At 44.0% G+C, this 24,526-nt stretch carries 20 protein-coding genes and 2 tRNA genes; 1 reads left to right on the top strand and 21 read right to left on the bottom strand.

Annotated features, from left to right (window positions below; genetic code table 11):
• Positions 1-300 precede the first annotated feature (300 nt).
• Positions 301-373: transfer RNA gene (locus tag AB5213_RS04565), tRNA-Gly, on the bottom strand.
• Positions 374-633: 260 nt separating this feature from the next.
• On the opposite strand from AB5213_RS04565, the gene AB5213_RS04560 reads away from it, so the two are divergent.
• Positions 634-706 (top strand) — tRNA-Gly (locus AB5213_RS04560).
• 190 nt (positions 707-896) lie between these two features.
• Here AB5213_RS04560 and AB5213_RS04555 read toward each other — a convergent pair.
• The 20 genes from AB5213_RS04555 to AB5213_RS04460 all read right to left on the bottom strand — a co-directional run bounded on the left by AB5213_RS04555 (position 897) and on the right by AB5213_RS04460 (position 24,516).
• Positions 897-2,066 (bottom strand): M20 family metallopeptidase, encoded by a 1,170-nt coding sequence (locus AB5213_RS04555; RefSeq protein ID WP_044998604.1) that lies wholly within the window; start codon positions 2,064-2,066, stop codon positions 897-899.
• 139 nt (positions 2,067-2,205) lie between these two features.
• Positions 2,206-4,005, bottom strand: coding sequence for an aspartate--tRNA ligase (gene aspS, locus AB5213_RS04550; protein ID WP_022221136.1), 1,800 nt, complete (start codon positions 4,003-4,005; stop codon positions 2,206-2,208).
• Positions 4,006-4,035: 30 nt separating this feature from the next.
• Positions 4,036-5,307, bottom strand: coding sequence for a histidine--tRNA ligase (gene hisS, locus AB5213_RS04545; RefSeq protein ID WP_055156792.1), 1,272 nt, complete (start codon positions 5,305-5,307; stop codon positions 4,036-4,038).
• Positions 5,292-6,791, bottom strand: coding sequence for a coproporphyrinogen dehydrogenase HemZ (gene hemZ, locus AB5213_RS04540; RefSeq protein WP_215634109.1), 1,500 nt, complete (start codon positions 6,789-6,791; stop codon positions 5,292-5,294). The genes hisS and hemZ overlap by 16 nt, the downstream gene beginning before the upstream one ends.
• Before the next feature lie 12 nt (positions 6,792-6,803).
• A complete protein-coding gene (locus AB5213_RS04535; protein ID WP_008369645.1) occupies positions 6,804-7,427 on the bottom strand; it encodes an MBL fold metallo-hydrolase in 624 nt (207 codons plus the stop codon).
• A 6-nt stretch (positions 7,428-7,433) separates the two neighbouring features.
• Positions 7,434-9,758 carry a bifunctional (p)ppGpp synthetase/guanosine-3',5'-bis(diphosphate) 3'-pyrophosphohydrolase gene (locus tag AB5213_RS04530; RefSeq protein WP_173686666.1) on the bottom strand — a complete coding sequence of 775 codons (2,325 nt, stop codon included), beginning with the start codon at positions 9,756-9,758 and terminating at the stop codon, positions 7,434-7,436.
• Between the two features lie 19 nt (positions 9,759-9,777).
• Positions 9,778-10,302 (bottom strand): adenine phosphoribosyltransferase, encoded by a 525-nt coding sequence (locus tag AB5213_RS04525; protein ID WP_022221132.1) that lies wholly within the window; start codon positions 10,300-10,302, stop codon positions 9,778-9,780.
• Between the two features lie 71 nt (positions 10,303-10,373).
• Positions 10,374-12,134, bottom strand: coding sequence for a single-stranded-DNA-specific exonuclease RecJ (recJ, locus tag AB5213_RS04520; protein WP_215634108.1), 1,761 nt, complete (start codon positions 12,132-12,134; stop codon positions 10,374-10,376).
• Between the two features lie 79 nt (positions 12,135-12,213).
• Positions 12,214-14,379 (bottom strand): protein translocase subunit SecD, encoded by a 2,166-nt coding sequence (secD, locus tag AB5213_RS04515; RefSeq protein ID WP_215634107.1) that lies wholly within the window; start codon positions 14,377-14,379, stop codon positions 12,214-12,216.
• Between the two features lie 15 nt (positions 14,380-14,394).
• Entirely contained in the window at positions 14,395-15,792 is a 1,398-nt protein-coding gene (scfB, locus tag AB5213_RS04510) for a thioether cross-link-forming SCIFF peptide maturase (protein ID WP_117834288.1), read from the bottom strand.
• Positions 15,793-15,907: 115 nt separating this feature from the next.
• A complete protein-coding gene (scfA, locus tag AB5213_RS04505; RefSeq protein ID WP_008369659.1) occupies positions 15,908-16,051 on the bottom strand; it encodes a six-cysteine ranthipeptide SCIFF in 144 nt (47 codons plus the stop codon).
• A gap of 107 nt (positions 16,052-16,158) precedes the next feature.
• Complete coding sequence (locus tag AB5213_RS04500) at positions 16,159-16,977, bottom strand: TPM domain-containing protein (RefSeq protein ID WP_177999362.1); 819 nt, start codon at positions 16,975-16,977, stop codon at positions 16,159-16,161.
• Positions 16,978-16,988: 11 nt separating this feature from the next.
• Positions 16,989-18,083: a hypothetical protein gene (locus tag AB5213_RS04495; protein WP_173685106.1), complete on the bottom strand. Its 1,095-nt coding sequence runs from the start codon at positions 18,081-18,083 to the stop codon at positions 16,989-16,991.
• 160 nt (positions 18,084-18,243) lie between these two features.
• Positions 18,244-19,551: a hydrogenase maturation nickel metallochaperone HypA gene (locus tag AB5213_RS04490; protein ID WP_215634106.1), complete on the bottom strand. Its 1,308-nt coding sequence runs from the start codon at positions 19,549-19,551 to the stop codon at positions 18,244-18,246.
• Positions 19,552-19,588: 37 nt separating this feature from the next.
• Entirely contained in the window at positions 19,589-20,053 is a 465-nt protein-coding gene (locus tag AB5213_RS04485) for a hypothetical protein (RefSeq protein ID WP_055156773.1), read from the bottom strand.
• Between the two features lie 20 nt (positions 20,054-20,073).
• Positions 20,074-20,556 (bottom strand): DUF3592 domain-containing protein, encoded by a 483-nt coding sequence (locus AB5213_RS04480; RefSeq protein WP_055156771.1) that lies wholly within the window; start codon positions 20,554-20,556, stop codon positions 20,074-20,076.
• A 23-nt stretch (positions 20,557-20,579) separates the two neighbouring features.
• The gene (locus AB5213_RS04475; protein WP_215634105.1) at positions 20,580-22,028 is read right to left on the bottom strand and encodes an SPFH domain-containing protein; all 1,449 of its coding nucleotides are present in this window, start codon (positions 22,026-22,028) and stop codon (positions 20,580-20,582) included.
• A 69-nt stretch (positions 22,029-22,097) separates the two neighbouring features.
• Complete coding sequence (locus tag AB5213_RS04470; RefSeq protein WP_173685111.1) at positions 22,098-23,231, bottom strand: hypothetical protein; 1,134 nt, start codon at positions 23,229-23,231, stop codon at positions 22,098-22,100.
• Positions 23,232-23,297: 66 nt separating this feature from the next.
• Positions 23,298-23,681, bottom strand: a complete 384-nt coding sequence (locus AB5213_RS04465) for a hypothetical protein (protein WP_008369677.1) — start codon at positions 23,679-23,681, stop codon at positions 23,298-23,300.
• Positions 23,682-23,874: 193 nt separating this feature from the next.
• Positions 23,875-24,516, bottom strand: a complete 642-nt coding sequence (locus AB5213_RS04460; protein WP_055156765.1) for a response regulator transcription factor — start codon at positions 24,514-24,516, stop codon at positions 23,875-23,877.
• Between the last annotated feature and the right edge of the window lie 10 nt (positions 24,517-24,526).

Raw genomic sequence — 24,526 nt, 5'->3', positions numbered from 1 at the left:
CTTTTTTATGAACTATAACTACTGTTGTATTCATAAGCAAAGGACGCATGAAAAACTTTCGTTTTTTCACACGCCCTTTTTTACGTTAGTAATGAGCCAGGGTTTCGTGTGAACACGAACCCCCGGCGAACGTACACCATCTCGCTTAGCAGCTCGATGATGTACATTCGCCAAATACAGATTTTTACACCCATGCAGATCCTTGTGCAAGCACAAATCTGCATGGGTGTAAAAATCTGTATTTGGCTCATTGTATGCACAAAAAAAGAACCACACGCAACATGTAGTTCTTAATTCAAGAGCGACAGACGGGACTCGAACCCGCGACCTCCACCTTGGCAAGGTGGCGTACTACCAACTGTACTACTATCGCATTCATTATTTGTTGTTCATCAGAACAATAAATACTATACAATATATCTATCAATTGGTCAAGTATATTTTCAATTTTATATGTCGGACTTTTCTACTTGTCTTCACCTATTATTCTGTTAAAATCATTTTTTGTCTGATTAACAGAAAACTTATTGAATCTCCGCAAAAAGTAGAACAGAATTTCTTCATTTTTTCGTTGACAATTCCTTCTTTGTACTGTATAGTAGATATTGTTCTGATGAACACAATTTAATAGATGCGATAGTAGTACAGTTGGTAGTACGCCACCTTGCCAAGGTGGAGGTCGCGGGTTCGAGTCCCGTCTGTCGCTCTTTGTGAGACTTATGATTTTCATAAGTCTCTTTTTTCATTCATGTAAATTTCTGATTAAACTTTTAATTAAATCAAAAGACCCCTTTTGTCAGAGTTGTGCCAGATACACAAAAAGGGATCCGCTTTCACTTTTTTGTAAAAGTCTGATCCCTTCTTTTTATTTATTCTAATCTTATAGATCTACTCTTCTATTTTGCCAGCCAGTCCATTGCAATCTTCGCATACATGGCTGCGCCAAGCGGTAATGCTTTTTCATTAAACAGAATCTTTGGATTATGCTGTCCTTTCCATTTACTCTGATCTTCCACTCCGGCTCCGACTACAAAATAACTTGCCGGTATTTTTGCCGAAATCACGGCAAAGTCTTCGGATCCCATGACATGAAATCCACCGTTAATCGTTGTTCCCGGATTCTCAAGAGACTCAACACTTTTAATATACTCTGCATTCAGTTCTTCATTGCAAGTTACACTCGGAACATTGCTGAGTTCTTCGATTTCACATGTAGTACGATAAGCTGCTGCAACAGCCGGAACAATTTCATTGATCCTCCGGATCAGCATCGTCCTTACTTCTTCATTAAATGTCCTTAGTGTTCCCTGAAGCACGCAGCGCTCCGGAATTACATTTGCTGCATTACCAGCTGTAAACTGTCCAATTGTAAGTGCTGCCTCTGCTGATGGTGGACATTCCCTGGCGATCAGTGCCTGAAGAGCATGATAAACTTCTACACCAGCATTGATCGGGTCAATACAGCCCTCCGGTGCAGAACCGTGTCCGCCACGTCCTGTAAGGGTGATTTTAAAGCCATATACAGATGCCATGGCTTCCACACCATATCCAATCGTTCCACATGGAATTGCCGCAAATACATGCGCTGCAAAGGCAGCATCTACATGCGGATTCTCCAGGACTCCTGCTTCCACTGCTGCTTTCGCTCCGCGGAAGGTCTCCTCACCTGGCTGGAACAATAATTTGACCACGCCCGGCAGTTCTTCTTCATGCGCCTTTAAAATTTTTGCCGCTCCAAGAAGGATCGTAGCGTGCAGATCATGTCCGCATCCATGCATACAGCCATTCTTTGATGCAAATTCAAGTCCCGTTTCCTCTTCTACCGGAAGCGCATCCATATCACTTCTCAGAAGAAAACATTTATCCCCTTTTCCAATCTGAGCGATAATCACTGAAACCTCAGGAAATACCTTGTATTCTACATTCATCTCATCCAGACGTTTACTGATATATTCCACAGTCTTTGGAAGCTCCAGATCCGTCTCAGGAATTTGATGAAGATCTCTTCTCCATTTTATAAGTAGATCATTTATTTCCTGCGCTTCTTCTAAAATTTTATGTGCCATATATCCCATCCTCCTTTTATTTCAACTATCATTATTATAGAATTTCGCTATAAAAAAAGAAATGAACATTTCTTCACTTTGACAGCCAATCTTGCTCTCTGTGAAAAAATGTTCATTTTTAAAAATTGAATTATAAAATTTATTCAGCGTCCGCTGTATGCTCTTCCAGCTCCAGTCCAAGCTCTTCCAGCTGCTTCGGATCGACTCTCTCCGGTGCTTCTGTCATCAGGTCAGATGCATCTTTTACCTTCGGGAACGCGATCACGTCGCGGATGCTATCCTGTTTTGCCATCAGCATAACCAGACGGTCAAGACCGTAAGCAAGTCCTGCGTGTGGCGGCACACCGTATTTAAATGCATTCAGAAGGAATCCGAACTGCTCCTGTGCCTGTTCCGGTGTGAATCCAAGTACTTCAAACATTTTACTCTGGATCTCCTGGTTGAAGATACGGACACTTCCGCCTCCGATCTCGTTACCATTCAGAACGATGTCATATGCTTTTGCACGGACTCTTCCCGGATCACTGTCGATGTACTGAAGATCTTCTTCCATCGGCATGGTAAACGGATGATGCATTGCTGTGAAACGGTTCTGTTCATCACTCCACTCAAGAAGCGGGAATTCTGTGATCCACAGGAATTTGTATTCATTCTTATCAAGGAGTTCCATCTGGCGTGCCAGTTCCAGTCTGAGTGCACCAAGAACATCCCATACAACTTTATTCTTATCTGCCGCAAAGAGAAGAAGGTCTCCATTCTCTCCAGCCATCGCTTTAATCAGCGCTGCTGTCTCTTCTTCCGTCATGAATTTTGAGAAAGAAGATTTGACAGTTCCGTCTTCATGGATTGCAATATAAGCAAGTCCCTTTGCTCCATAACCTTTTGCAAAATCAACCAGCTTGTCGATCTTCTTTCTGGCCATGCCACCCTGGCCTTTTGCGTTGATACCACGGACAGTTCCGCCTGCTTCAATCGCATTCTTAAATACAACAAATTCGCTGTCTTTGACAGTCTCTGTCACATTAACCAGCTCCATGCCGAAACGGATATCCGGTTTATCAGAACCGAATCTGTCCATTGCTTCCTGCCAGGTCATTCTCTGAATCGGGAGCTGTACATCGATATCCAGTACATCTTTGAACAGATGTGCAAGCAGTCTCTCATTGATATCAATGACATCATCAACATCTACAAAAGAAAGTTCCATATCCATCTGTGTAAATTCCGGCTGACGGTCTGCACGAAGGTCTTCATCACGGAAACATTTTACGATCTGGAAATAGCGGTCATATCCGGAGCACATCAGCAGCTGTTTGAAGATCTGCGGTGACTGCGGAAGTGCATAGAAGCTTCCCGGATGAATACGGCTCGGTACCAGGTAATCTCTTGCACCTTCCGGTGTACTCTTGATCAGGAACGGTGTCTCGATCTCAAGGAATCCTTCTTTTGCCATGAACTGACGTGCGAGGGTAGCCACACGGCTTCTCATCATCAGGTTTCTCTGGATGTCCGGTCTTCTAAGATCAAGGAAACGGTATTTCAGACGTACTTCCTCTTTTGTCTTGGAATTCTCTTCGATCGGGAACGGAGGTGTCTCAGATTCAGATAAAATTCTGAGTTCTTCCGGTTTGATCTCAATCGCACCTGTTGCAAGATTTTCATTAACTGCACCGGAACGTTTTTCAACAGTTCCCACGATTGCTACAACAAACTCACTTCTAAGCTTTGCTGCCTTCTCAAGAAGCGCTTTATCTGTACTTCCCTCTTCAAAAACAACCTGGATCAGTCCGGAACGGTCACGTACATCTACAAAAACCAGTCCACCTTTATTTCTGTTCTTCTGTACCCATCCCATGATGGTTACTTTTTCACCGATGTTTGCCTCTGAAAGCTCTGCACACCGATGTGTTCTTTTCAGTCCTGTCATTGACTCTGCCATTCTAATTTATCCTCCTGCGTTTCTCTTTCCTTATAAATCCATAACGGAATCTTTGTAGCAGTCTGTGATATCTTCATATCCTTCTGCGATCAGCTGATCCTTCTGGAATTTCTTGTTCTTCTTCATATTGACCACCAGAACCTGTTTCCCGGCTGCGCGGTCAGCTTTTGCCATCTCAAGTACTTTGAGGATGCCTTCCTTGTGCATATTCTTTTCAAGAAGATATGCTTTTTTCTGGCGCTTGGAAGGAATCTCATATCCATTTTCCAGAAGCAGCATGACAATACGCTCAAATCCGATTGAGAATCCACATGCCGGTGTGTCCTGCCCTGTGAATTTACCGATCATCTTATCGTAACGTCCGCCACCTGCAACAGAGCCGCCAAATTCATCCATCGTTACTTCAAAAATGGTTCCTGTATAGTAAGATTGTCCACGTACCAGCGTCGGATCAAATTTTACTTTGAAATCTGCCTCTTTTGCACTTTCTACGCTGGAAATGATCATTTCCATGCTGTCAGCTGTCTTCTCATCAAGGAATCCTGCCAGCTTTTCTTTGCAGAAACGGATTCCATCAACATCCGGGTTGATCTCATCAAAGAGTCCAAGATAAGTATCTACATTTTCTTTTGTATAACCCATCTCAACCAGTTCTTCACCTACGCCTTCTTTGCCGATCTTATCCATCTTATCAAGGATGATAAATACTTCGTCGAAATCTTCTTCCTTAAATCCACTGAATGCAGCCATCGCCTTTAAGATATTACGGTCATTGATACATACCGTAAAATTGTGGAAATCCATCTTTCCAAGCATGGTCGTAGTTGCAAGGATCAGTTCGATCTCTGCAAGATTACCCGGCTCACCTAAAATATCGATATCGCACTGCATGAACTGACGGAAACGTCCTCTCTGTGGACGGTCTGCTCTCCATACATTGCCAATCTGAAGTGCCTTAAACGGTGACGGCAGTTCATTTGCATGATTTGCATAGTATCTTGCAAGTGGAACTGTCAAGTCATAACGAAGTCCTCCGTCTACCAGATCGATTTCTTCTTTTGCCTCAGCAATTTTCAGTTTTTCCCCTCTCTTCAGAATCTTGAAGATCAGTTTTTCATTGTCGCCACCCTGTTTGCTGCACAGGTTCTCAATGTGTTCCACACACGGTGTCTCTATGGAAGTAAATCCAAATGTCTTATAGGTATCCTTGATCATCTGGATCACATAATCTCTGATTTCCATTTCTTTCGGGAGCATGTCTTTCATGCCGGTAACCGGTTTTTTCTTTAATGCCATAACCATTCTCCTTTTCGCTCTATCATCTCATCGATACGGGAAATATATTCTCCCACATCTCTGACATTTTCTATTCTTATCAGATTCGTCATCCGCCCGTTTTTACTTCCGGGCGCCGGAATCTCATACGGAAGCATCACCTTAGTCGATGCGCCTGCACCGGCAGCAACGATGGACTGCTTTTCCTCCATAATCAGTATATTGTAAATTCCCGCTTTGTCAACCTTTGCGTAACCTACATTTTCAAAATTTCCTGCAATATTTTTTTGTCTGTAGAGATAATACGGATAAAGTCCCATCTCACCGGCCGCCTTACGTGCCATATCGATCATCTCTTCCAGCTCTCTTGCCATCTGTTTGTAATTTTGTTTTTCTGTGCTTGCAGCCCGTTCGCGTGTCAGTCTCGAACCATGTTTCATTGCAAGTGCATGGACCGTCAAACTATCCGGTGCAAGCTCTTTGATCTGACGAAGAGTATCTTCCATTTCCTCCGGATGTTCTCCCGGAAGACCTGCGATCAGATCCATATTGATATTGTCGAATCCCAGTTCTCTTGCCAGATGGAAAATGCGGACTACATCCTCCACTGTGTGACGTCTTCCGATCACATCCAGTGTCTTCTGCTGCATGGTCTGTGGATTGATGGAAATTCTGCCAACTCCATGCTTTCGGATCACTCGCAGCTTGTCCTCAGTAATACTGTCCGGTCTTCCGGCTTCGATCGTATATTCTTTCAGATGTTCAAAGGAAAAATGTTCTTCCAGGAAACTCAAAACCCGGTCCATCTGCTGTGCACTCAGGGTTGTCGGCGTACCGCCTCCCATATAAATCGCATTAAGATGCTTTTCTTTTGAAACCTCTACAATAAATGCAAGCTCTTTTAAAAGTGCATCTACATATTCATCCATCCGGTCCTGCCATTTTGCAACCGGATAAGAAGTAAAGGAGCAGTAACTGCAGGTTGTCGGGCAGAACGGAATTCCGATATAAAGACTGTATCCATTTTCATAATCCAGCTTGTCAAGCTGGGCTTTTTCCCGCTTTGCAATCTCGATACCAAGCATTGCTTTTTTCTCGCTTACCACATAGGTATCATGCATATACCGGATGATTTCTTCCTCAGAAGAACCTTCTTCCAGTCTTTCCATGATCATCTTTGTGGGGCGGACACCTGTCATATTCCCCCATGCATGTTCTTCTCCGGTCTTTTTGACCAGGGTCTGATATAATTTTTTATTGATATAACGCTTTTGTTCTCTTTTTTCGCTGATGTCTGCGATTTCAGCCTCCCTGCAATGAAAAAAGGTCCACCGGACCTTTTTATCACATGCCTGCTCTTCCAGATCTGGTTCCTCTTCTGCGGTCATCTCGATCAGAAGTTCCTGTTCTGGATCTACCTTCTGGCTGATCTCGGCATCAGGAAGAAATGACTTTACGATATGATACATGTCGTAGGTGAAACGTTCATTCTTACAGCTGATCCGAATCATTTCTCTGCTCCTCTATACATACGGGTTGTTCACTTTTTCGTTGCCAATCGTTGTTGCGCCCATATGTCCCGGGAATACCTTTGTTTCATCCGGAAGCAGGAACAGCTTTTCCTTGATCGAACGAATCAGTGCAGAAGTGCTACTGGTTGCAAAATCACTTCTTCCGACTGAACAACAGAACAATGTATCTCCACTGAAAAGTACTCCCTCTTTTTCTACATAGTAGCATACGCCGCCCTGTGTATGTCCCGGTGTATGGATCACCCGGAAATCTTCTCCGATCAGATGAAGCACATCTCCATCATGGATCACGTCTCCACCCGGGTAGCTGTAGCCATTTGTATATACCGTTGACTCATTCATAGACGGTGTGTGAAGAAGCTCCAGATCAGATTCTTCTACGTAAACCGGCATTTCTCCATACCGGTCGATCACTTTATCGATTCCCATGATATGATCAAAATGCGCATGAGTCAGAAGAATTGCCTTAATTACAAGCTCTTCCTCTTCGATATAACCGATCATCGCTTTTGACAGGTTTGCCGGATCAACGATCACGGTCTCTTTTGTTTCTTCATTAGTAACAATGTAACAATTGGTACTGATAATTCCTGTTACAAATTTTTCGATTTTCATTTCTTTTTACCCCACTGCTCGTTCTATATCCAGCACGCCGACGATCTGCCGGAGCTTTCCAATCACTTTTCCAAGCTCCTCTCTTCCCCGGACAATAAATCCGGCTTCGATTGTTGCTGTTCCCTGTTTGCTGGTTCTTACATTCATAGACTTCACATCAATATTCATCTCCGTGAACACCTTAGACATATCCATCAGAAGTCCCTGCCTGTCATTTGCATACATCTTGATCTCAGCCAGATAGCTTCCGGTATCTGTACCTTCCTCCGGTTTTTCCCATTCTGCCGGGATCAGACGCACCCTTTCCGCTTCTGACAGATGAATGATATTGACACAGTCCGTCCGGTGGATTGACATTCCGCGTCCGCGGGTGATAAAGCCAACGATCTCATCTCCCGGCACCGGATTGCAGCATCTGGAAAAACGCACTGCCATATCGTCGATTCCCTTGACCACGATACCACTCTTGGATCTGGTGATATGCACCTTGTTCTTTGCCGCTTCCGCAACCTTTTCCAGAACACTTTCGTCGGTCAGTTCTTTTCGGTGATCCTTACTGTATTCTTCTGCAAGACGGTTGACGATCTGCCCTTCCTTCAATCCGCCATGTCCAAGTGCTGCAAGGATCGAATCCCAGTCCTTAAAGCCGTACTTTTCCTGCACGATCTGCATATATTTCGGTTTCATCAGATCCGAGAGTACAAATCCTTTTGCCTTACAGTACGTGGCGAGCATTTCCTTACCACGTACAATATTTTCTTCTTTGAATTCTTTCTTAAACCACTGGTTGATCTTGTTCTTCGCCTGGGTACTCTTGACGATACTCAGCCAGTCACGGCTCGGTCCTTTGGAGTTCTGCGAAGTCAGGATCTCGATTCGGTCCCCGTTCTGGATCTTGTAATCGATATTGACCAGCTTGCCATTGACTCTGGCACCTACCATCTTGTTGCCAACCGCAGTATGGATCGCATAGGCAAAGTCAACCGGCGTAGAACCGTTCGGCAGGTTCTTGACATCTCCATTCGGTGTAAAGCAGTATACATCCTCTGCAAATAGATCCAGGTCTCCTTTCAGAAGATTCAGAAATTCCCGGTTGTCTGACATGTCTCGCTGCCATTCCAGAATCTGACGAAGCCAGCTCAGTTTCTCTTCTTCCTTCGCTTCAACGCTCTTCTTTCCATCTTCAGACTCTTTATATTTCCAGTGTGCCGCAATACCGTATTCAGCAGTTTTATGCATCTCTTTTGTACGGATCTGGATCTCAAACGGCTGACCGATCGAACTCATCAGAGTCGTATGCAGAGACTGGTACATATTTGCCTTCGGCATTGCAATATAATCTTTAAAACGTCCCGGTACCGGTGTATACATCTCATGGATAACTCCAAGCGCCGCATAACAGTCTTTTACAGAATCTACGATAATACGGACTGCAAACAAATCATAGATCTGATCCACCGTCTTATCCTGGTTCACCATCTTCTTATAAATGCTGAAGAAATGCTTCACACGTCCGTTCACTTCTGCATCAATGTTCGCATTCTTCATATGCGTGGAAACCTCATCCACGATCTGCTGGACAAATTCTTCCCTTTCCGTTTTTCTTGCATTGATCTGCTTTACCAGATCGTTAAAAACCTCCGGTTGGGAATATTTGAGTGCCAGGTCATCAAGCTCTGTCTTGATCTTGGAAATACCAAGCCGTTGTGCGATCGGAGCATAGATATCCATGGTTTCTTTTGCTTTTTCCAACTGCTTCTCCGGTCGCATATACTGCAGGGTACGCATATTGTGCAGACGGTCGGCAAGCTTGATGATGATAACACGGATATCTTTTGCCATCGCAAGGAACATCTTACGAAGATTCTCAGCCTGGACCTCCAGCTTATCCGCTGAATAGGAAAGCTGTCCCAGCTTTGTGACACCGTCTACCAGAAGAGCCACCTCATCTCCGAATTCCTGACGGATTTCTTCGTCCGTCATCACCGTGTCTTCTACCACATCATGAAGGATGCCGGCAACGATCGTCTCTTTGTCCATCTCCAGTTGTGCCAGAATGATTCCTACCCACAGAGGATGGATAATATACTCTTCTCCGGATTTCCGTGTCTGCCCTTTATGCGCATCTCTTGCAATATGATATGCTTTTTCGATCATAGAGACGTCCGCCGAAGGATGGTACTTTCTGACTCGCTCGATCAGACTTTTATAGAGCAGTTCCGGATTCTGATAATCTTCCACATCCTTTACCGCATGACCATCTACGATCTCCAGTTTTTTATGTGTTGGTTCGATCAGCATCTCCTGCTGGATTCCGATATCGTCTGCCATAGCCTTCCCTTCTTTCTCATTAGTTTCCCGGATACTGGATTACGGAATCTACTTTGTATCCTTTCAGTTTTTCCCGTCCTTTTAATCCCATCAGTTCGATCAGGCAGAGAACTTCTACAACCTCACCGCCAAGTCCTTCGATCAGTTTGATCATTGCTTCTGCCGTACCGCCTGTTGCCATCAGGTCATCTACGATCACAACCTTGTCTCCCGGTTTGATCGAACGCTTGTGGATCTCGATCTCTGCACTTCCATATTCCAGATCATACTTGATTGATGCTGTCTCACAAGGAAGCTTTCCTTTTTTACGGATCGGCACAAATGCTTTTTGCAGATTATATGCAATCGGCATTCCAAAAATAAATCCTCTGGACTCCGGTCCGATCACGATGTTGAAATCCATGCCTTCAAGCTTATCCTGCAGTTCCCGAATGGAAAGCTGAAGCCCTTCCGGATCTTCAAGAATGCTGGTTACATCTCTGAAAATAATTCCTTTTTCCGGATAATCCGGAATGCTGACAACATATTCTTCAAGTTTTTTCATCTTTCTTCTCCACCTTACCTACAAATATATGCAATATCTATTAGTATAGCATAAAATTGCTGTTTTTCAAATTATTTATAATTTTGGATCACAATCTGTGGCTTACGGACTCCCTGATACTCATTGATATCAGGATAATAGGTAAATGCCATAACAATTCCATGCCCATGTCCGCGCAGCAGACACTCACAGGCAATATCTCCAAACTTTTCACGCACATATTCCACAAAGGTATTCACATCTCCAAAATACATGGCATCCATCCTTGTACCGTGAAGATCCTTCACCTGCAACTTCAGCACATTTTTATTCTTGCCAAGGATTCTCGCACTTTCCACCTGTACCTGTCTTTCTGCAAAGACCGGACGTGCATTTCCTTTGCCAAATGGTTCCAGAACCGCAAGCTCTCCGATAAATTTTTCATTGACACATTCAAACGGGAGCTGCATATCTATGGCAATCTTTTCATTCAGATCCTCTGGTGTGATCCCGGATTTTTCGTTAATCTCCTTACGGAACTGTTCCAGATTCTCCTCCGGCATGGAGAGACCTGCCGCCATCTTATGCCCGCCAAATTTTGACAACAGATGCTTTACCCGGTTCAGTCCTTCATACATGTGCCAGGTCTCGATCGATCTTCCTGAGCCCTTTAAATCTTCCGCGCCCTTCGTCAGCACAAAGACCGGACGGTAATATTTTTCCCGGATCCTTCCTGCCACGATCCCGGCAAGGCTTTCATGACATTCCGGCAGGTAGACCACCAGCACGTCTGCATCCTTAAGTTCACTGTTCTCCACCTGGATAAACGCCTCTTCTACCGCCTGCGCCGTCATATCCTTCCGGCTGTCATTGAGTGCTTTCAGATCACCTGCCAGCAGATCCGCCTCCGCCACTTTCTTTGCCTCCAGAAGCTCCAGGGCACGCTTTGCTGTATCCAATCTTCCACTGGCATTCATACACGGACCGATCACAAATCCAATGTGATACGGAGACAGCTTATCTACATTCACACCAGTACATTCCATCAGCGCCTTCAGTCCCAGATTCTCCGTCCGTTTCAGCATATCCAGTCCCTGTTTAACGAAAATACGGTTTTCGTCCACCAGATCCATAACATCACCGATCGTTGCGATTGCCACATTTTCCATCAGATAATCTGCATCTTCCGCATCTTTTCCCATGGCTTCCATCAGAGCCTCCACCAGCTTGTAAGCAACCGCAGCCCCGCACAGCCCTTTGAACGGATAAGTACAGTCCTCCTGCTTCGGATCCACAACCGCATCTGCCTCCGGCAGAATATATCTTCGTCCCGTGCCAATTTCCGTATACGGGACCTCATGATGATCCGTCACCACAATCGTCATTCCCATACTTTTTGCATAGGCGATCTCCTCTGCCGCCGCAATCCCGTTATCACAGGTAATGATCGTATCCACGTCGGCCTCCAGCGCCCGGTCGATCAGGTTCCGGTTCAGACCATACCCGTCCTTCATACGATCCGGAATGTCACTGTCCACATCAGCTCCGAGCATCCGGAATCCCTCCAGAAGAATATAGGTCGACTGGATTCCATCAATATCATAGTCTCCGATGATTCTGATTTTTGCATTTTCTTTTATCTTTTCTCCAAGAACCGCTACTGCCTTGTCCATATCCTTCATCAGCATTCCATCGTACAGATCGGCGATCGTACCGTTTAAATATTTCTCGATCGCATCATCCCCGATCACATCCCGGTTTCTTATCAGGGAAGCCACTCGCGGACTGATATGGAATTTCTCACTGATATGCTGAAAATCCGCTCCTTTTCTCAGAAGTACCCAGTTCTCCATTTTCTCTTTTCCTTTCTTTGGTAGTCAGATAATACAAAGATGCCGGAGGATTCTCCTCCGACACCTCATTTTCTGTCAGTTATTTCTTTTTCGCTGCTTTTTTGCCGCCGATTTTTGTTTTCATTACATACCATAATGCACCGGTGATACATACAGATGAATATCCGCCACCTGCAATACCAACCATAAGAGGTGCTGCAAATTCTTTAATAGAGCTTACACCCATGATATAAAGAACCGCTACCATGACAAATGTAGTAAATGTTGTGTAAATACTTCTTGTCAGTGTATAAGTGATACTTCTGTTTACAAGCGCTTTCAGATCATCGCTTCTCTTCATGACCCGAAGCTCTTCACGGATACGGTCGAAAATAACGATCGTCGCATTGATAGAATATCCAAGGATTGTCAGCATACATGCGATAAATGTATTACCGACAGATGTTCTTGCAAGTGCATAGAATGTAAGCACAAATAACAAATCGTGTAAAAGAGCAAGAACCGCACTTGATGCGAAACGTACATCTTTGAACCGGAACCAGATATAGATCAGCATACAGATCGCTGAAATGATAACTGCAATGATCGCATCCTGTCTCATCTCGGAGCTTACCGTAGAACTGATATTTTCTGCTGTAATTGTCGATGTGTCTACACCAAATTTATCAGCAAGCGCATTGTTAAGTGCTTCTCTTTCGTCAAGATTCAGCGTCTGTGTCTTGATGATAATCTGATTGCTGTCTTTTACTTTCTGTGCCTGTACATTGTGATCTCCGGTCACATCTTCTACAACCGGAACGATCTTTGAATCAATCTCTTTGATCGAGTAATCTTTATCAAATGTTACGGTTGTAGCCGTACCACCCTTGAATTCCAGGCTGTAGTTCAGCGCACCTTCACCTTTTCCCGACTGGACTCCCATTGTCACAAAACCTGCTGCGATCACAGCAATTGATATTGCAAAGAAAATGGCTTTCTTTCCGAGGAAGTCGATAATTTTTCTTTCTTTTTTGAATTTCTTCGCATAAAATTTCACATCACGAAGACCAATCGCATACAGCGAGAAAATGATGATCCTGGTAATAACAAGTGCCGTAAACATTGACACAACAATACCAAGTGCCAGTGTCTGTGCAAATCCTTTTACAGAACCTGAACCCTTGAACCAGAGAATAGCTGCAGCGATCAGAGTTGTTACGTTACCGTCAACGATCGCAGACATTGCTTTGTGGAAACCATTCTTCAGGGAAGTCTTAACACTGATACCTGTTGTCACTTCTTCACGCACACGGGCGAAAATGATAACGTTGGCATCCACCGCCATACCGATTCCAAGAATAATACCTGCAATACCCGGAAGGGTAAGAGTGATATTGAATGCATTTAAAAGCACCAGGATCAGTCCTGTATAGATCAGAAGTGCAAGACCTGCTGCAAGTCCCGGAAGCAGATATACGAAGCACATAAATACGAAGATGATGGCAAGTCCGATGGCACCAGCCATTAAGCTTGTGCTGATTGCTTCTTCTCCGAGCTGTGCAGCTACTACATTAGAGCGAAGTTCTTCCAGTTCCAGAGAAAGTCCACCGATTCGGATGGTAGCTGCAAGATTGTCTGCTTCTTCATAGCTTGACATCCCTGTGATAACGGCTTCTCCGCCTTCGATCGCCTGATTAACTCTTGGTGAACTGATTGTCTGTCCATCATAAATAATGGAAATCTGTTTTCCTACATTTGCTGCTGTTGCTTCTGCAAATTTGGTTGTTCCTTCTTTGGTAAGCTGCAGGGCAACTACATATTCTTTATTCTTAGTCGTAGAGTTTTCCTGCGTCTGGGCCTCTGCATTTTTAACATCTGTTCCTTCAAGAACGGTGTTGCCATCTGCATCCTGGAACACCAGTGATCCAGGTTTTCCAAGTTCTTCCAGTACCTTATTCGCATCTGATACGCCCGGGATCTCAATATTGATCCGGTCGTCCCCTTCCTGATATACACTCGCCTCTGTGCTGTACTGCTCTACACGCTTCTGCAGCTTGTAGATGGTATCCTTCATATCTTCTGCGGAAGGATTCTTGTCTTTTGCCTGATAAGTGATGCTGACACCACCGGCAAGGTCAAGACCAAGATTAATATTTCTTGTGGAACCTGTGTGGGAGGAACCAAATCCCTGCCAGCAGGTAAATCCAAGAAGTCCTAAAAGTGCAGCAATCAGAACAAGGCTTACTATTCCTTTACTCTTCTTCATGTCCAAGTCCCTTTCTTAGTTTTCGTCTGCCATTGCAGCCTTTATCATAATCGCGCATTCTACGCGCTTACGTTCCATCTCACAGCCCAGATCATAAGAATCATTTAATCCGTCTGCATACTTGTATGCGTTTGCCATACACCCGCCACTGCAGTAGAATCTTGCAAAACATTTCTTGCATTTTTCTTTGGTATATACATTGCAGCAACGGAACTCATCTGCGATCTCCGGTCTTGTAATTCCTTCGTTTACATTTCCCATCAGGAAATTTTCATCACCTACAAACTGATGACACGGATAGAAATCTCCCCATGGTGTAACAGCAAGGTATTCTGTTCCCGAACCACATCCGGACAGACGTTTGTACAGACAAGGTCCTCCTTCCAGGTCGATCATGAAGTGGAAGAAATTGAATCCTTCTCCCTTTTTGTCTTTCTCGATGATATATCTTGCAAGCTTATCATACTCATCAAAGATCTGTGGAAGATCTTCTTCACGAATTGCATACGGATCAGATTCATCCCCGACAACCGGTTCGATCGACATCTGCTTGAAGCCAAGCTCTGCAAAATGCTTTACATCCTCTGAAAAATCCAGATTGTTTCTGGTAAATGTTCCGCGGATATAGTAGCGCTCCTGATTACGTGAATCAGCAAGCTTCTGGAACTTTGGAACGATCAGATCATAGCTTCCTTTTCCGTTTCTGAAAGGACGCATTCTGTCATTTACTTCCTTACGTCCGTCAAGGCTGATGACCACGTTATCCATCTCTTTATTGATAAACTCCTGAATCTCATCATTCAGAAGCACTCCGTTCGTAGTTACAGTAAAACGGAAGTGCTTATCATGAAGCTTTTCCTGCTCTCTTCCGTATGCGACCAGGTCTTTGACAACCTGCCAGTTCATAAGTGGTTCTCCACCAAAGAAATCAACTTCCAGATTCCTTCTTGTTCCGGAATTGGCGATCAGAAAATCCAGGGCTTTCTTACCAACTTCATAAGTCATAAGCGCTCTTCTTCCGTGATACTCTCCTTCTTCTGCAAAACAGTATTTGCAGGCAAGATTGCAGTCGTGTGCGATATGCAGGCAGAGTGCCTTCACAACCGTCTTACGCTTGATAACCTCCCCGATAAAAGGTTCATATGTATCAACAACAAAAAGCTGTCCGTTTGCAGTCAGCTCTGTCACATCATCCAATATATCTCTGAGTTCTTCTTCGGAATATTTCCCTTCCAGCTCATCTTTCAGCTGGTTCCATGTACTTTCTTCTTTCAGCGTCTGCACTGTCTGATTCTCGTTCATACGGTTCAGACATGCAATAACTTCGTACCCCGGCTCGTCCACTACATGAACGCATCCGCTGTTGACATCAAGTACAATATTATATCCATTGTTCTGGTACTGATGAATCACAACCGGTACCCCTTTCTATCCTTATTTTTCAAATTTTTCCTCATACGTCAAATGACAGCGGCTTTAAAGCCGCTGCCTGCTTGTCATACTTATTCACTACACTTACAAATATCTCTTATTTGCTGTGTTCGCAAGTCTGATTTCCTACTGTACAAGAAGTCTTGCATGCTGACTGACAGGATGTCTGGCATTCTCCGCATCCGCCCTTCTTTACTGTATTGTTCAGAGTCTGTGTATTCAATGTTTTAATGTGTTTCATTGTAATATCCTCCTTCTTTGCTCATTATGTGATACAGTATAGCACATTTTCCAACTTACCGTCAACGCAAAAATCCAATCTAAAACAAATGACAGGAGGTATTTTCCCTAAAATTTGCTGCCTCCGCCACCGTGGGTTCTTCCTGATGAAGAAGTATGTGTACTGCTGCCGCCGGAAGAGCTCTTCTTTTCTTTCGCCGTTTTCGAAGTCGTTTCATAAAGGAACATATCTCTGCTTTCTGTAATATCCAGACTATCGTCTTTTACATAGCTGCCTGCTGCCGCCTGAAAACGAACCGTTTTAAGCTGTGCCTTCATCCTACCGACAATGACAAGTGACAGAACAACTCCTACCCCAAGGGAGATCAGAATCCAGATTGGGGATAATGGCTCCTTTGGAAGACTTTTCCTGTCATACGGCTTTCCGTTTCTTGCCTGTGTAATGAATTCGTCACACAGCTCTGAAAAAGTCTGAAATGCCGAAAAATAATTTCCATCCTTCAGATCACTCGTCATTTCTTTTGAAATGTATTTGATCCCTGCATCGGTAAAAGCTGTGATTCCGTAACCACAGGTTGAAATATAACAGTCATTCTCTTCTCCCAGACTAATGAGAAGAAGGATTCCATCCTTATCCTGTCCATATCCGAAGTTTCCGTAATCATAAATATCATCGGCGTATTCTTGCACCGTTTTTTCATCCAGCGTATTTGTTGTCACAACGACAACATCCATTTTCTGTCGGATACTCAGTTCATCAAGTATGTCATTTAATTTTGCTTCCTCACTATCCGTCATAAGTCCCGCCATGTCCTGCACACGACAATAATCATTTGCAAATCCTTCTGCATCTTCGGCTGAAACCGAAAACGTCATCCCCAGGCAAAGGGCCAGAACAAGCAGAAGTGATATTATTTTCTTTTTCATTCCGTCACCCCCTAAAACAGTCCGAGAAAGTGCAGAAGTGTTGCTGCACCGTAGGTTACTGCCGTGAACGTGGTTGCCAGCATCAGTGTCCAACGAGTTGCTGCCGCCTTATCTACCGGCAGGTCGCCGACGAATTTTCCGGTCTGTCCGTTCATTGCAAATGTATATTTGTTACCATTCCATGTGGTATTTAAAAGCCACACCGGATATAAAGCATACTTGGCTTTTCCGCCATGGAACTGCACACTGGTATTTTCAGCTACTACAGTATCGTAACCAATGACTGTTTCGGCAAATGCCTGCTCCGTAGATTTTTTCACACGCTCATTCGCCCGGTCAATGCTTTCTTCTGCAGTCACATCATACTTATCTGCCAGGTAACCGGCAAGATAAGCCGTCTGGAAATCCACTGCCTCCCCACAGTTAAACGGTTCGATGGATTCCATCAGATCATCCGCCATTTTTGTAGAGCCATCTACCGGAACGTATTCAAATCCAACACTTCCGCCTCTGTGCACCATATAATAACTGGTCTGGGTATAATTGTAATCACTGTCACTCCAAGTACGGATCTTGGTTGCCTTATAACGGACCTTAGCGTCTACATCGGTATCAAATAGCCAGAACGGTACATAGACTCCTTTGATCTCGTCAATATGGTTCTGATCCTTAAAAATCTTCGGCAGAAGACGTTTTCCTGTAAGATGCTTCATGAGCCCTTCTTTTGCTGCTTTTTTATCCAGTTTAAACGGAATGACCAGATCCGGTTTCAGGGAGCCGGAGAATTGTCCCATCATAACGATTGGATTATCACAGAATGGGCAGGATGTTGCCGCTGTATTTGCGTCACCTACAATTTCTCCTCCACAGGATTTACACACATAAGTACGCAGACCATCCGTTTCTCCTTCTCCCCATTCACCGCCTGCTGCGGTTTCCCATTCCATGCTGTCTGTTTCTTCGTCCTGCAGTTCGGCATCATATCCCTTCAATGCGTCCATTTCGAACTCTGTGTCGCAATACGGACACTTCATCTTCTGGATCGTACTGTCAAAGGCTATCGCACCGCCACAGCAGGGACATTTATATTCCTGCAAGCCTGCCATAAAAATCCTCCTCTCTTAATGCGCCTGTCGATCAAATTCCGCAAGTGCTTCGTCCGCTCTCCGGATCCACTCTGTACGGTCGCCATAGATTGCACATTTGTTTGCATAATTCATCCTCCTTTCAGCCAATACCGGATTTCCGGACATTTTCTTTTCTTGTTTATGATTCTCCTGTTGCTTTTACGACCCATTTGGCATTGTCTACCTGGAAGCTATAACCACAGAAGGAACAACAATTGTGTTCATCCGGTATGAAATTGGCTCCACAAGATGGGCAATCTTTTTCCTTGAAAAATGCTCCGTCCGTCTTCCTTCTTTCTGGATATCTCGCCCTCTGCAAAACGAGTGTCGTTTTTGTTTTCTTTATATACGGTTTTCCACTCTCAGGCAGGTAGGTTTCACTTCCATATGCCGTAGCGGTGATTTCTGTTGTTTTGTCTGTATTTATAACATTTTTAAGTATGATCGATCCGATTCCATAATCCATCAGATCCGGCTTGTTTACATCCTTATAAAGTGCATCATTGATGCAGGATCTCAAATAATTTTCCGAGTATCTGACGATCTCCTTCGGCAGCTTTTCCTGTTTCTCTTCCTTGGATTGAAAAATTTTCGCAATTCCCAGAAGTATAAGCAGTGTAGCAATTACACCTATAGTAAGAGAAATATCCGTGTCTTTAATCAGGTAAAGGCACAAGGTCAGACACAGGAACATGATGCCCGAGTAAGCAAGCAATAATAGTCCGTATTGCATGTTCGCACCCATTTTCTCATAAATTTCGAATACCTCTGTCTGCCAGTCGTAGAATTCACTTTGTATCACACCGCCACAATATGGACAGATGACTTGCTGACTGCTCAGTTCCACCTCAGCTCCACAGGATGGACAGATGATCGTCCCTTTATCGGAATAAAATTCCTTGTTCTTACCCTGACGGTCAGAATGACGGATATGCCTTGACTGAAGAATCCGAAGGTAACTGTTTTTCCGATAGATCTGATGCACTGTCTTACCAGATTGAGGAGAAATAAGACGTTCCAAAGAACTACATTGCAGGATAGACTCCCTCCACTCCCGTCCGTCATCATTCCATCTTTTGAAATTATTTTTTGGAAGTGGTACAACGTCCGTCACCTGGATATCTCGGCAAAGCTTACGCTTTCCCAGCAGTTCCACCTGATGAACCATCTTTCTGCGAAATGTAAGATCCATTCTCTTTGGAAGATAACCCTTATCTGCTTTTCCAAGTGGAAGTAATACATTTTCAAAGGAATCCTTGATGTCCTTCTGAAGCCTTGCCCCTTGCAACGGTGTTTCACGCTTTGCAAGAATTCTTTTCATTTTTGCTTTTTTCAAATTCTTTGGCATAAACTGTTCAAAGTCTATGTCAATGATTTTCTCAGCAATGGCAAACGCACAGATTATGGTGGCTGCAAACGCAAACAGCATCGCCTCTGACAATCCCATATTTATCCCTCCTCATCTATCATTCTATCTGGTTGACCTATTGTTCCTCTTGTTCCTTCTCTTTGCTCTTACCAAATATTTCATAGATCAGGAATATGGAGATAATGATTCCCGCCGGGATCATCATAACGGAGGTAATGTTATCACCTATATCGCCTGTGTAAAGCTTGTATTCTCCATTCAAAGCCCGGTAAGCCTTCTCTGTCACTTCATCCCCCCGGGATATATCTCTGGAAAATACATCTTTTCCTGTATAAGTTTTTCCATCCACTTCAAAGGACAGAATTGCGTGATACTTTACATCTTCATCGCCATTTTCATCGGTCTTAACACTTATCTGATAATCTTTTACAACGGCGGTTACCTGACGAACATCGGAAGATAGTTTATATTCTATACTGGAAAAAATATGAGTAACTCCATATACAACGAGCCCAATCGAACCAATCAGTAAGAATACACATATCACCTTATTTTGTGCTTTATCTGAAAGTACCTTCACGCAACTCCCTCCTTCCATACTTACAGTCTTCTACCCTCTTTTTCTTCCCGGTGATACTTGATAAGATCTTTACTTAATCCAATGAAACCAATGAGACCTAGCGGAATCATTGCAGCAAATGCAAAAAAGTAAATCGGAGTTGGTCCCGGTTCCAATTTGTATTTTCCTTTAGAGTTCCGGTAAACAGTGATCAGTACAGTATCCCCTTTCCTGATTTCTTTATAGTAAGTATCAAAATCATCATATGTCGTTCCATCGATTTCATAAGTAAACCTTACTTTATATTTTTCTTTTCGGTCTCCCTTATCATCTTTTTCTTTCGTTTGTTCACAACTGTAAACGGTTGCATGAAGCGTTCGAACATCCGTGGAATTCTTAAACTCACTGCTTTCATGCTTCGTATATATCATGCCGCCGATTCCTGCGATAATAATGAAGATACTTAAAATCAAAGCACCGATTGTGGTCTTATGTTCCTCTTTTTCTGATGGGAGTCTAAACATAGAATTCCCTCCTCTCCCGCGAATTACTGTCTGTCGTTCTCGTCAAAGATGTCGCCACATTCTGGGCAGAATTTCGGTGGGTGTGTCGGGTCTTCCGGTTCCCATCCACATTTATCACAACGGTAAAGCGGTGCGCCTTCCGGTTTCTTTGCTCCACAGTTCTGGCAGAATTTTCCTTTATTCACTGAACCGCAAGAACAGGTCCATCCTTCTTCCTCTACCGGTTTTGGTGATCCGCATTCCGGACAGAACTTACCGGTTGCTGTGGCTCCGCATTTACATTTCCATGCACCCGGTGCCGGCTGTGGTTCCGGTTTCTTGCTTCCGCATTCCGGACAGAACTTGCCGGTAACAAAGTTTCCGCAGCTGCACTTCCATCCGTCTGCCTGCGGTGCCGGCTGCTGAACGGCCTGTTGTGCAGCCTGTTGCGCCGTCATCTGCTGTGCCTGTTGCTCCTGCTGTTGCTGACCCATTGCAAATAAATTCTGTGCGTTCATACCGCCGCCCTGATTCATTGCCATGCCCATGCCCATGAAGCCTGTCATTGCACCGGCCTGATTACCGGCTGCAGTCTTCATTGCATCAGCCTGTGCTCCGACCAGCGTTGCTGCTGCCATTGTAGGATCGCGCATGATCGCTGTACGCTGAGCCTGTTTTATAAGTTCTGCATCTTCATCCGGAAGTGTCACAGATCCAAGGGCAATACTTACAACCTTCAGTCCGCGAAGTGCGCCCCATTTTTCTGAGAGTGCCGTATTCATCGCATTTTCAAGATCTGTATTATGTGTCACGATCTGATTCGGACGAAGCTCCAGTTCAGACAAATGTCCGAATGCCGGCTGAAGAGCAGAGATAAACTCTGTCTTAAGAGTAGCATCCAGTTCCTCTCTGGAGTATTCCTGCTCCACATTTCCGCAAACATTAGAGTAGAACAAAAGCGGATCGGCAATCTTGTAAGAATAGACACCTGAACAGCGGATCGATACGTCGATATCAAGTCCGATCTTGGAATCCACAACACGGAACGGAACCGGATTCGGCGTTCCGAAGCGATTTTCCAGAATCTCCTTGGTATTAAAATAATAGATTCTCTGATCCTTTCCGGTATCTCCTCCGTAAGTAAAACGTTTTCCTACGGTTTTAAAGGTTTCTTTGATACTCTCTCCAAGGCTGCCTGCAAAAATAGACGGTTCGGAAGAAGTATCATAAGTAAATTCTCCCGGTTCTGCACAGACTTCTACGACCTTGCCCTGTTCTACGATGATCATACACTGTCCGTCTGCTACAGCAATTCCAGAGCCGTTCGAGATAATATTGTCATTTCCTTTGGTGTTCGCTGAACGTCCGGTGACACGTTTTTGTCCTTTTGTAACGAGTACCTCCTTTGGCATCGATTCACAGTAGAAAAATTCCTTCCATTGATCTGCAAAAGTACCTCCAAGAGCACCCATACCTGCTTTAATAAGTCCCATAATATTTTCTCCTTTCCTTTTTGAAATGATCTTCCTCTATGTTATCCGGTTACACCGGAAGAACACGGTTTAATATGCGGCATTCCATGTGTCTGTAAAAACATCATAAATATAAATGAGATTATCACAAACGCCGTAAAGCTGTTCCTGCACAAACTGTTCTCCATTATCAGTTCCTAATACAAAAAGCATACAGCTGCCTCCGTTTATGATCTCTGATTCTCCTGTATACATAAGCTTCATTCCATTTTCCAGTCCCTGCCTGACCTCTCCATACTCCAGCAGGATCTCTGTTGCGATTTCAACCGAACGTTCATCCGGTGTTTCCTCATAGACTGAGAAATCATATACTCCGGCAAGTTCTGCCAGATGGCCGTCCATTAATGAAATCGACGGGTGGAAATCTATGGCATCGCCGCCATCTGTCACCGAAACCAGTACATTGGAATAGATCTCACTGAAATTACAACGTAGCACAAGCGCCTCTCCCGGTTTTCCTTCAAATAACGGATGACTCTTATCATCTGCATATTCACCATTTTCCGTGATATCAGAAGGATAAACGGTCACTCTGCCTTTTTCATTTGGCGGAACGATGGCATACAGCTCCTGCCCATCCGCCATGTAACAGGCTGCTTCTGACAAAAACGGATACTCTTTTGTTAAATGATGAAATTCCAGGTAAAATGAAAGATCTGTCCTTGTAAATTCACTGTCCACATACCCGAAAAGTGCAACCCCTGCACCGCAGCTGTTTTGATTGATCTGTTTTTTGAGAAGTGACAGTTCCATATCTTCCGTCTCGACGATTTCTGTCTTCCCCGGCTCTTCTTTTTCCTTCTCTTTTTCTTCCTTCTTCTCTTCTTTTTTATCATCCTGCACTTTCACAAGACCGCTTTTATTCTCGCCTTCCACAGGCTTTTGCGGACTGCTCTTATGAGGCAGTCTGCATCCGCATAATAAGCCGGCCTGCAGGATTATCAAACAAAACAGTAATGATATTTTCTTCATATTACATTTCTCCTTGTAAAGACTGAACCTTTTTTCTTTCTCCAAAACGGCAAGAATCATTGTAGTCCAGATAACCATCAGGCTGTCGTTACCGGTCTTAGGAGATTTCATTTTATCGTCCGGAGCCTTCTTCTGTACCGGAGCTACTGCTTTCTTCGCATTATAACTGTTTGTGAAAACAGCTTTTTTCACCTCTCTTTTCTTCTTTCTGTCAGTCGGATATATACGCAGTTTCTTCTCGGTGGTTCTTCCATTTCCTTACATCGCATAAATCTGATCCATCAGATATTCAGCAGTCATGGATCCATAGAAGAACTGGTCGATAAGACCGTTTTTCTTCGCATCCCGAATGTCTTTTGCCGCCTGTTTTTCTGTATTGGAATCCACGATGAAAGCAATTTTACAGTCAGGACACACCCTCTTTACTTCATCCCGAAGCTTCATTCTTTCACAAAGCTTCCACGGAGTATAGCCCGTCACCTCCATGATAAGAACAAACGGTTTATAAAGCTTACAAAGTTCAACCGTATCTTTTGGAGACTCCGTACGGACTACATCAATCTCATAATCCGATTTTTTGAAGGCAGTCGCTACGGAATCCGCAAACAGAAAATTCTGCATATCAACCACTATTTTTCGCATCGAACCATCCTCCTTTCTTTCAGCGATATATCCGATGTGTCTGCTATATTTCTTTTTTTCTTTAGTCTAACAGAGAAAAATAGCTCTGTCTGTCCTCATAAATGTGGACAAATAAGCATTTTACACAAAAAAATCGCTCTACCTAATAAAAAGCAGAGCAATTTTCACATCTAAATCCTATTTTATTTTCTTCTTATACGTCGAGCTGACTGCTCGGTACGACCAGGCGTTTGCTTACCGCCGCAACCATCAGGCGATTGCGGTTTGTGTATCCTGTTTTCTCTAACATCCGGTTGATATAGGTACGAACCGATGATTCTGCCACATGAAGCTTAGCCGCAATCTCGGCATTCGTCTTCCCTTCACACAACAAACGTAAGGTTTCCATTTCCTGATCGGAAAGGTCACAGGAAAGTGCTTTTCCAAGCTGCACAGCCGGCACCTTGTCCGGCCAGAAATTTTTACCTGCAAGTGTCCCTTCGATCACGCTAATAAGATCACCGGAAGGAGAATCCTTATACCAGAAGCTGTCCGCTCCTATTTTCCTTGCACGATCCAGAAATCGTCCTTCTAACATGGAGGTCACCATTACGATCTTGATCCGTGGATAGTATTTTTTGATTGCTTCAGCCGCATCTAATCCATCCGAATCATTTTCTGTACAAATATCCATCACCACCAGGTCAATATGCCCCTCACCACATCTCTGCAATGCTGCATCTGCCCGGGTCAGGGCAGATGCCACTTCACATTCTGTGCTTTTTTCTATGCAAGAGCACAAATACTTACGGGCAAGCATCTGATCTTCAACAATTAGTATTTTTTTCACTTTCATTCCTCCCTAA

Source organism: Coprococcus sp. RTP21204st1_G4_RTP21204_210225, from assembly GCF_040915385.1.
Lineage (GTDB): Bacteria > Bacillota > Clostridia > Lachnospirales > Lachnospiraceae > Allocoprococcus > Allocoprococcus comes.
Note: the sequence above shows the minus strand (reverse complement) of the source record. Positions and strands in the feature narration are given on the sequence as shown.

Coding starts and splice junctions, on each gene's coding strand:
- AB5213_RS04475 (WP_215634105.1), bottom strand. CDS start 22,028: ATGGGACTTATTAAAGCAGGTATGGGTGCTCTTGGAGGTACTTTTGCA.
- AB5213_RS04535 (WP_008369645.1), bottom strand. CDS start 7,427: ATGAAAATCGAAAAATTTGTAACAGGAATTATCAGTACCAATTGTTAC.
- AB5213_RS04555 (WP_044998604.1), bottom strand. CDS start 2,066: ATGGCACATAAAATTTTAGAAGAAGCGCAGGAAATAAATGATCTACTT.
- hisS (WP_055156792.1), bottom strand. CDS start 5,307: ATGGTTATGGCATTAAAGAAAAAACCGGTTACCGGCATGAAAGACATG.
- AB5213_RS04530 (WP_173686666.1), bottom strand. CDS start 9,758: ATGGCAGACGATATCGGAATCCAGCAGGAGATGCTGATCGAACCAACA.
- hemZ (WP_215634109.1), bottom strand. CDS start 6,791: ATGATTCGGATCAGCTGTAAGAATGAACGTTTCACCTACGACATGTAT.
- recJ (WP_215634108.1), bottom strand. CDS start 12,134: ATGGAGAACTGGGTACTTCTGAGAAAAGGAGCGGATTTTCAGCATATC.
- AB5213_RS04495 (WP_173685106.1), bottom strand. CDS start 18,083: ATGGCAGGCTTGCAGGAATATAAATGTCCCTGCTGTGGCGGTGCGATA.
- aspS (WP_022221136.1), bottom strand. CDS start 4,005: ATGGCAGAGTCAATGACAGGACTGAAAAGAACACATCGGTGTGCAGAG.
- secD (WP_215634107.1), bottom strand. CDS start 14,379: ATGAAGAAGAGTAAAGGAATAGTAAGCCTTGTTCTGATTGCTGCACTT.
- AB5213_RS04480 (WP_055156771.1), bottom strand. CDS start 20,556: ATGTTTAGACTCCCATCAGAAAAAGAGGAACATAAGACCACAATCGGT.
- AB5213_RS04500 (WP_177999362.1), bottom strand. CDS start 16,977: ATGAAAAAGAAAATAATATCACTTCTGCTTGTTCTGGCCCTTTGCCTG.
- AB5213_RS04465 (WP_008369677.1), bottom strand. CDS start 23,681: ATGCGAAAAATAGTGGTTGATATGCAGAATTTTCTGTTTGCGGATTCC.
- scfA (WP_008369659.1), bottom strand. CDS start 16,051: ATGAAACACATTAAAACATTGAATACACAGACTCTGAACAATACAGTA.
- AB5213_RS04490 (WP_215634106.1), bottom strand. CDS start 19,551: ATGGGATTGTCAGAGGCGATGCTGTTTGCGTTTGCAGCCACCATAATC.
- AB5213_RS04525 (WP_022221132.1), bottom strand. CDS start 10,302: ATGAAAAAACTTGAAGAATATGTTGTCAGCATTCCGGATTATCCGGAA.
- AB5213_RS04460 (WP_055156765.1), bottom strand. CDS start 24,516: ATGAAAGTGAAAAAAATACTAATTGTTGAAGATCAGATGCTTGCCCGT.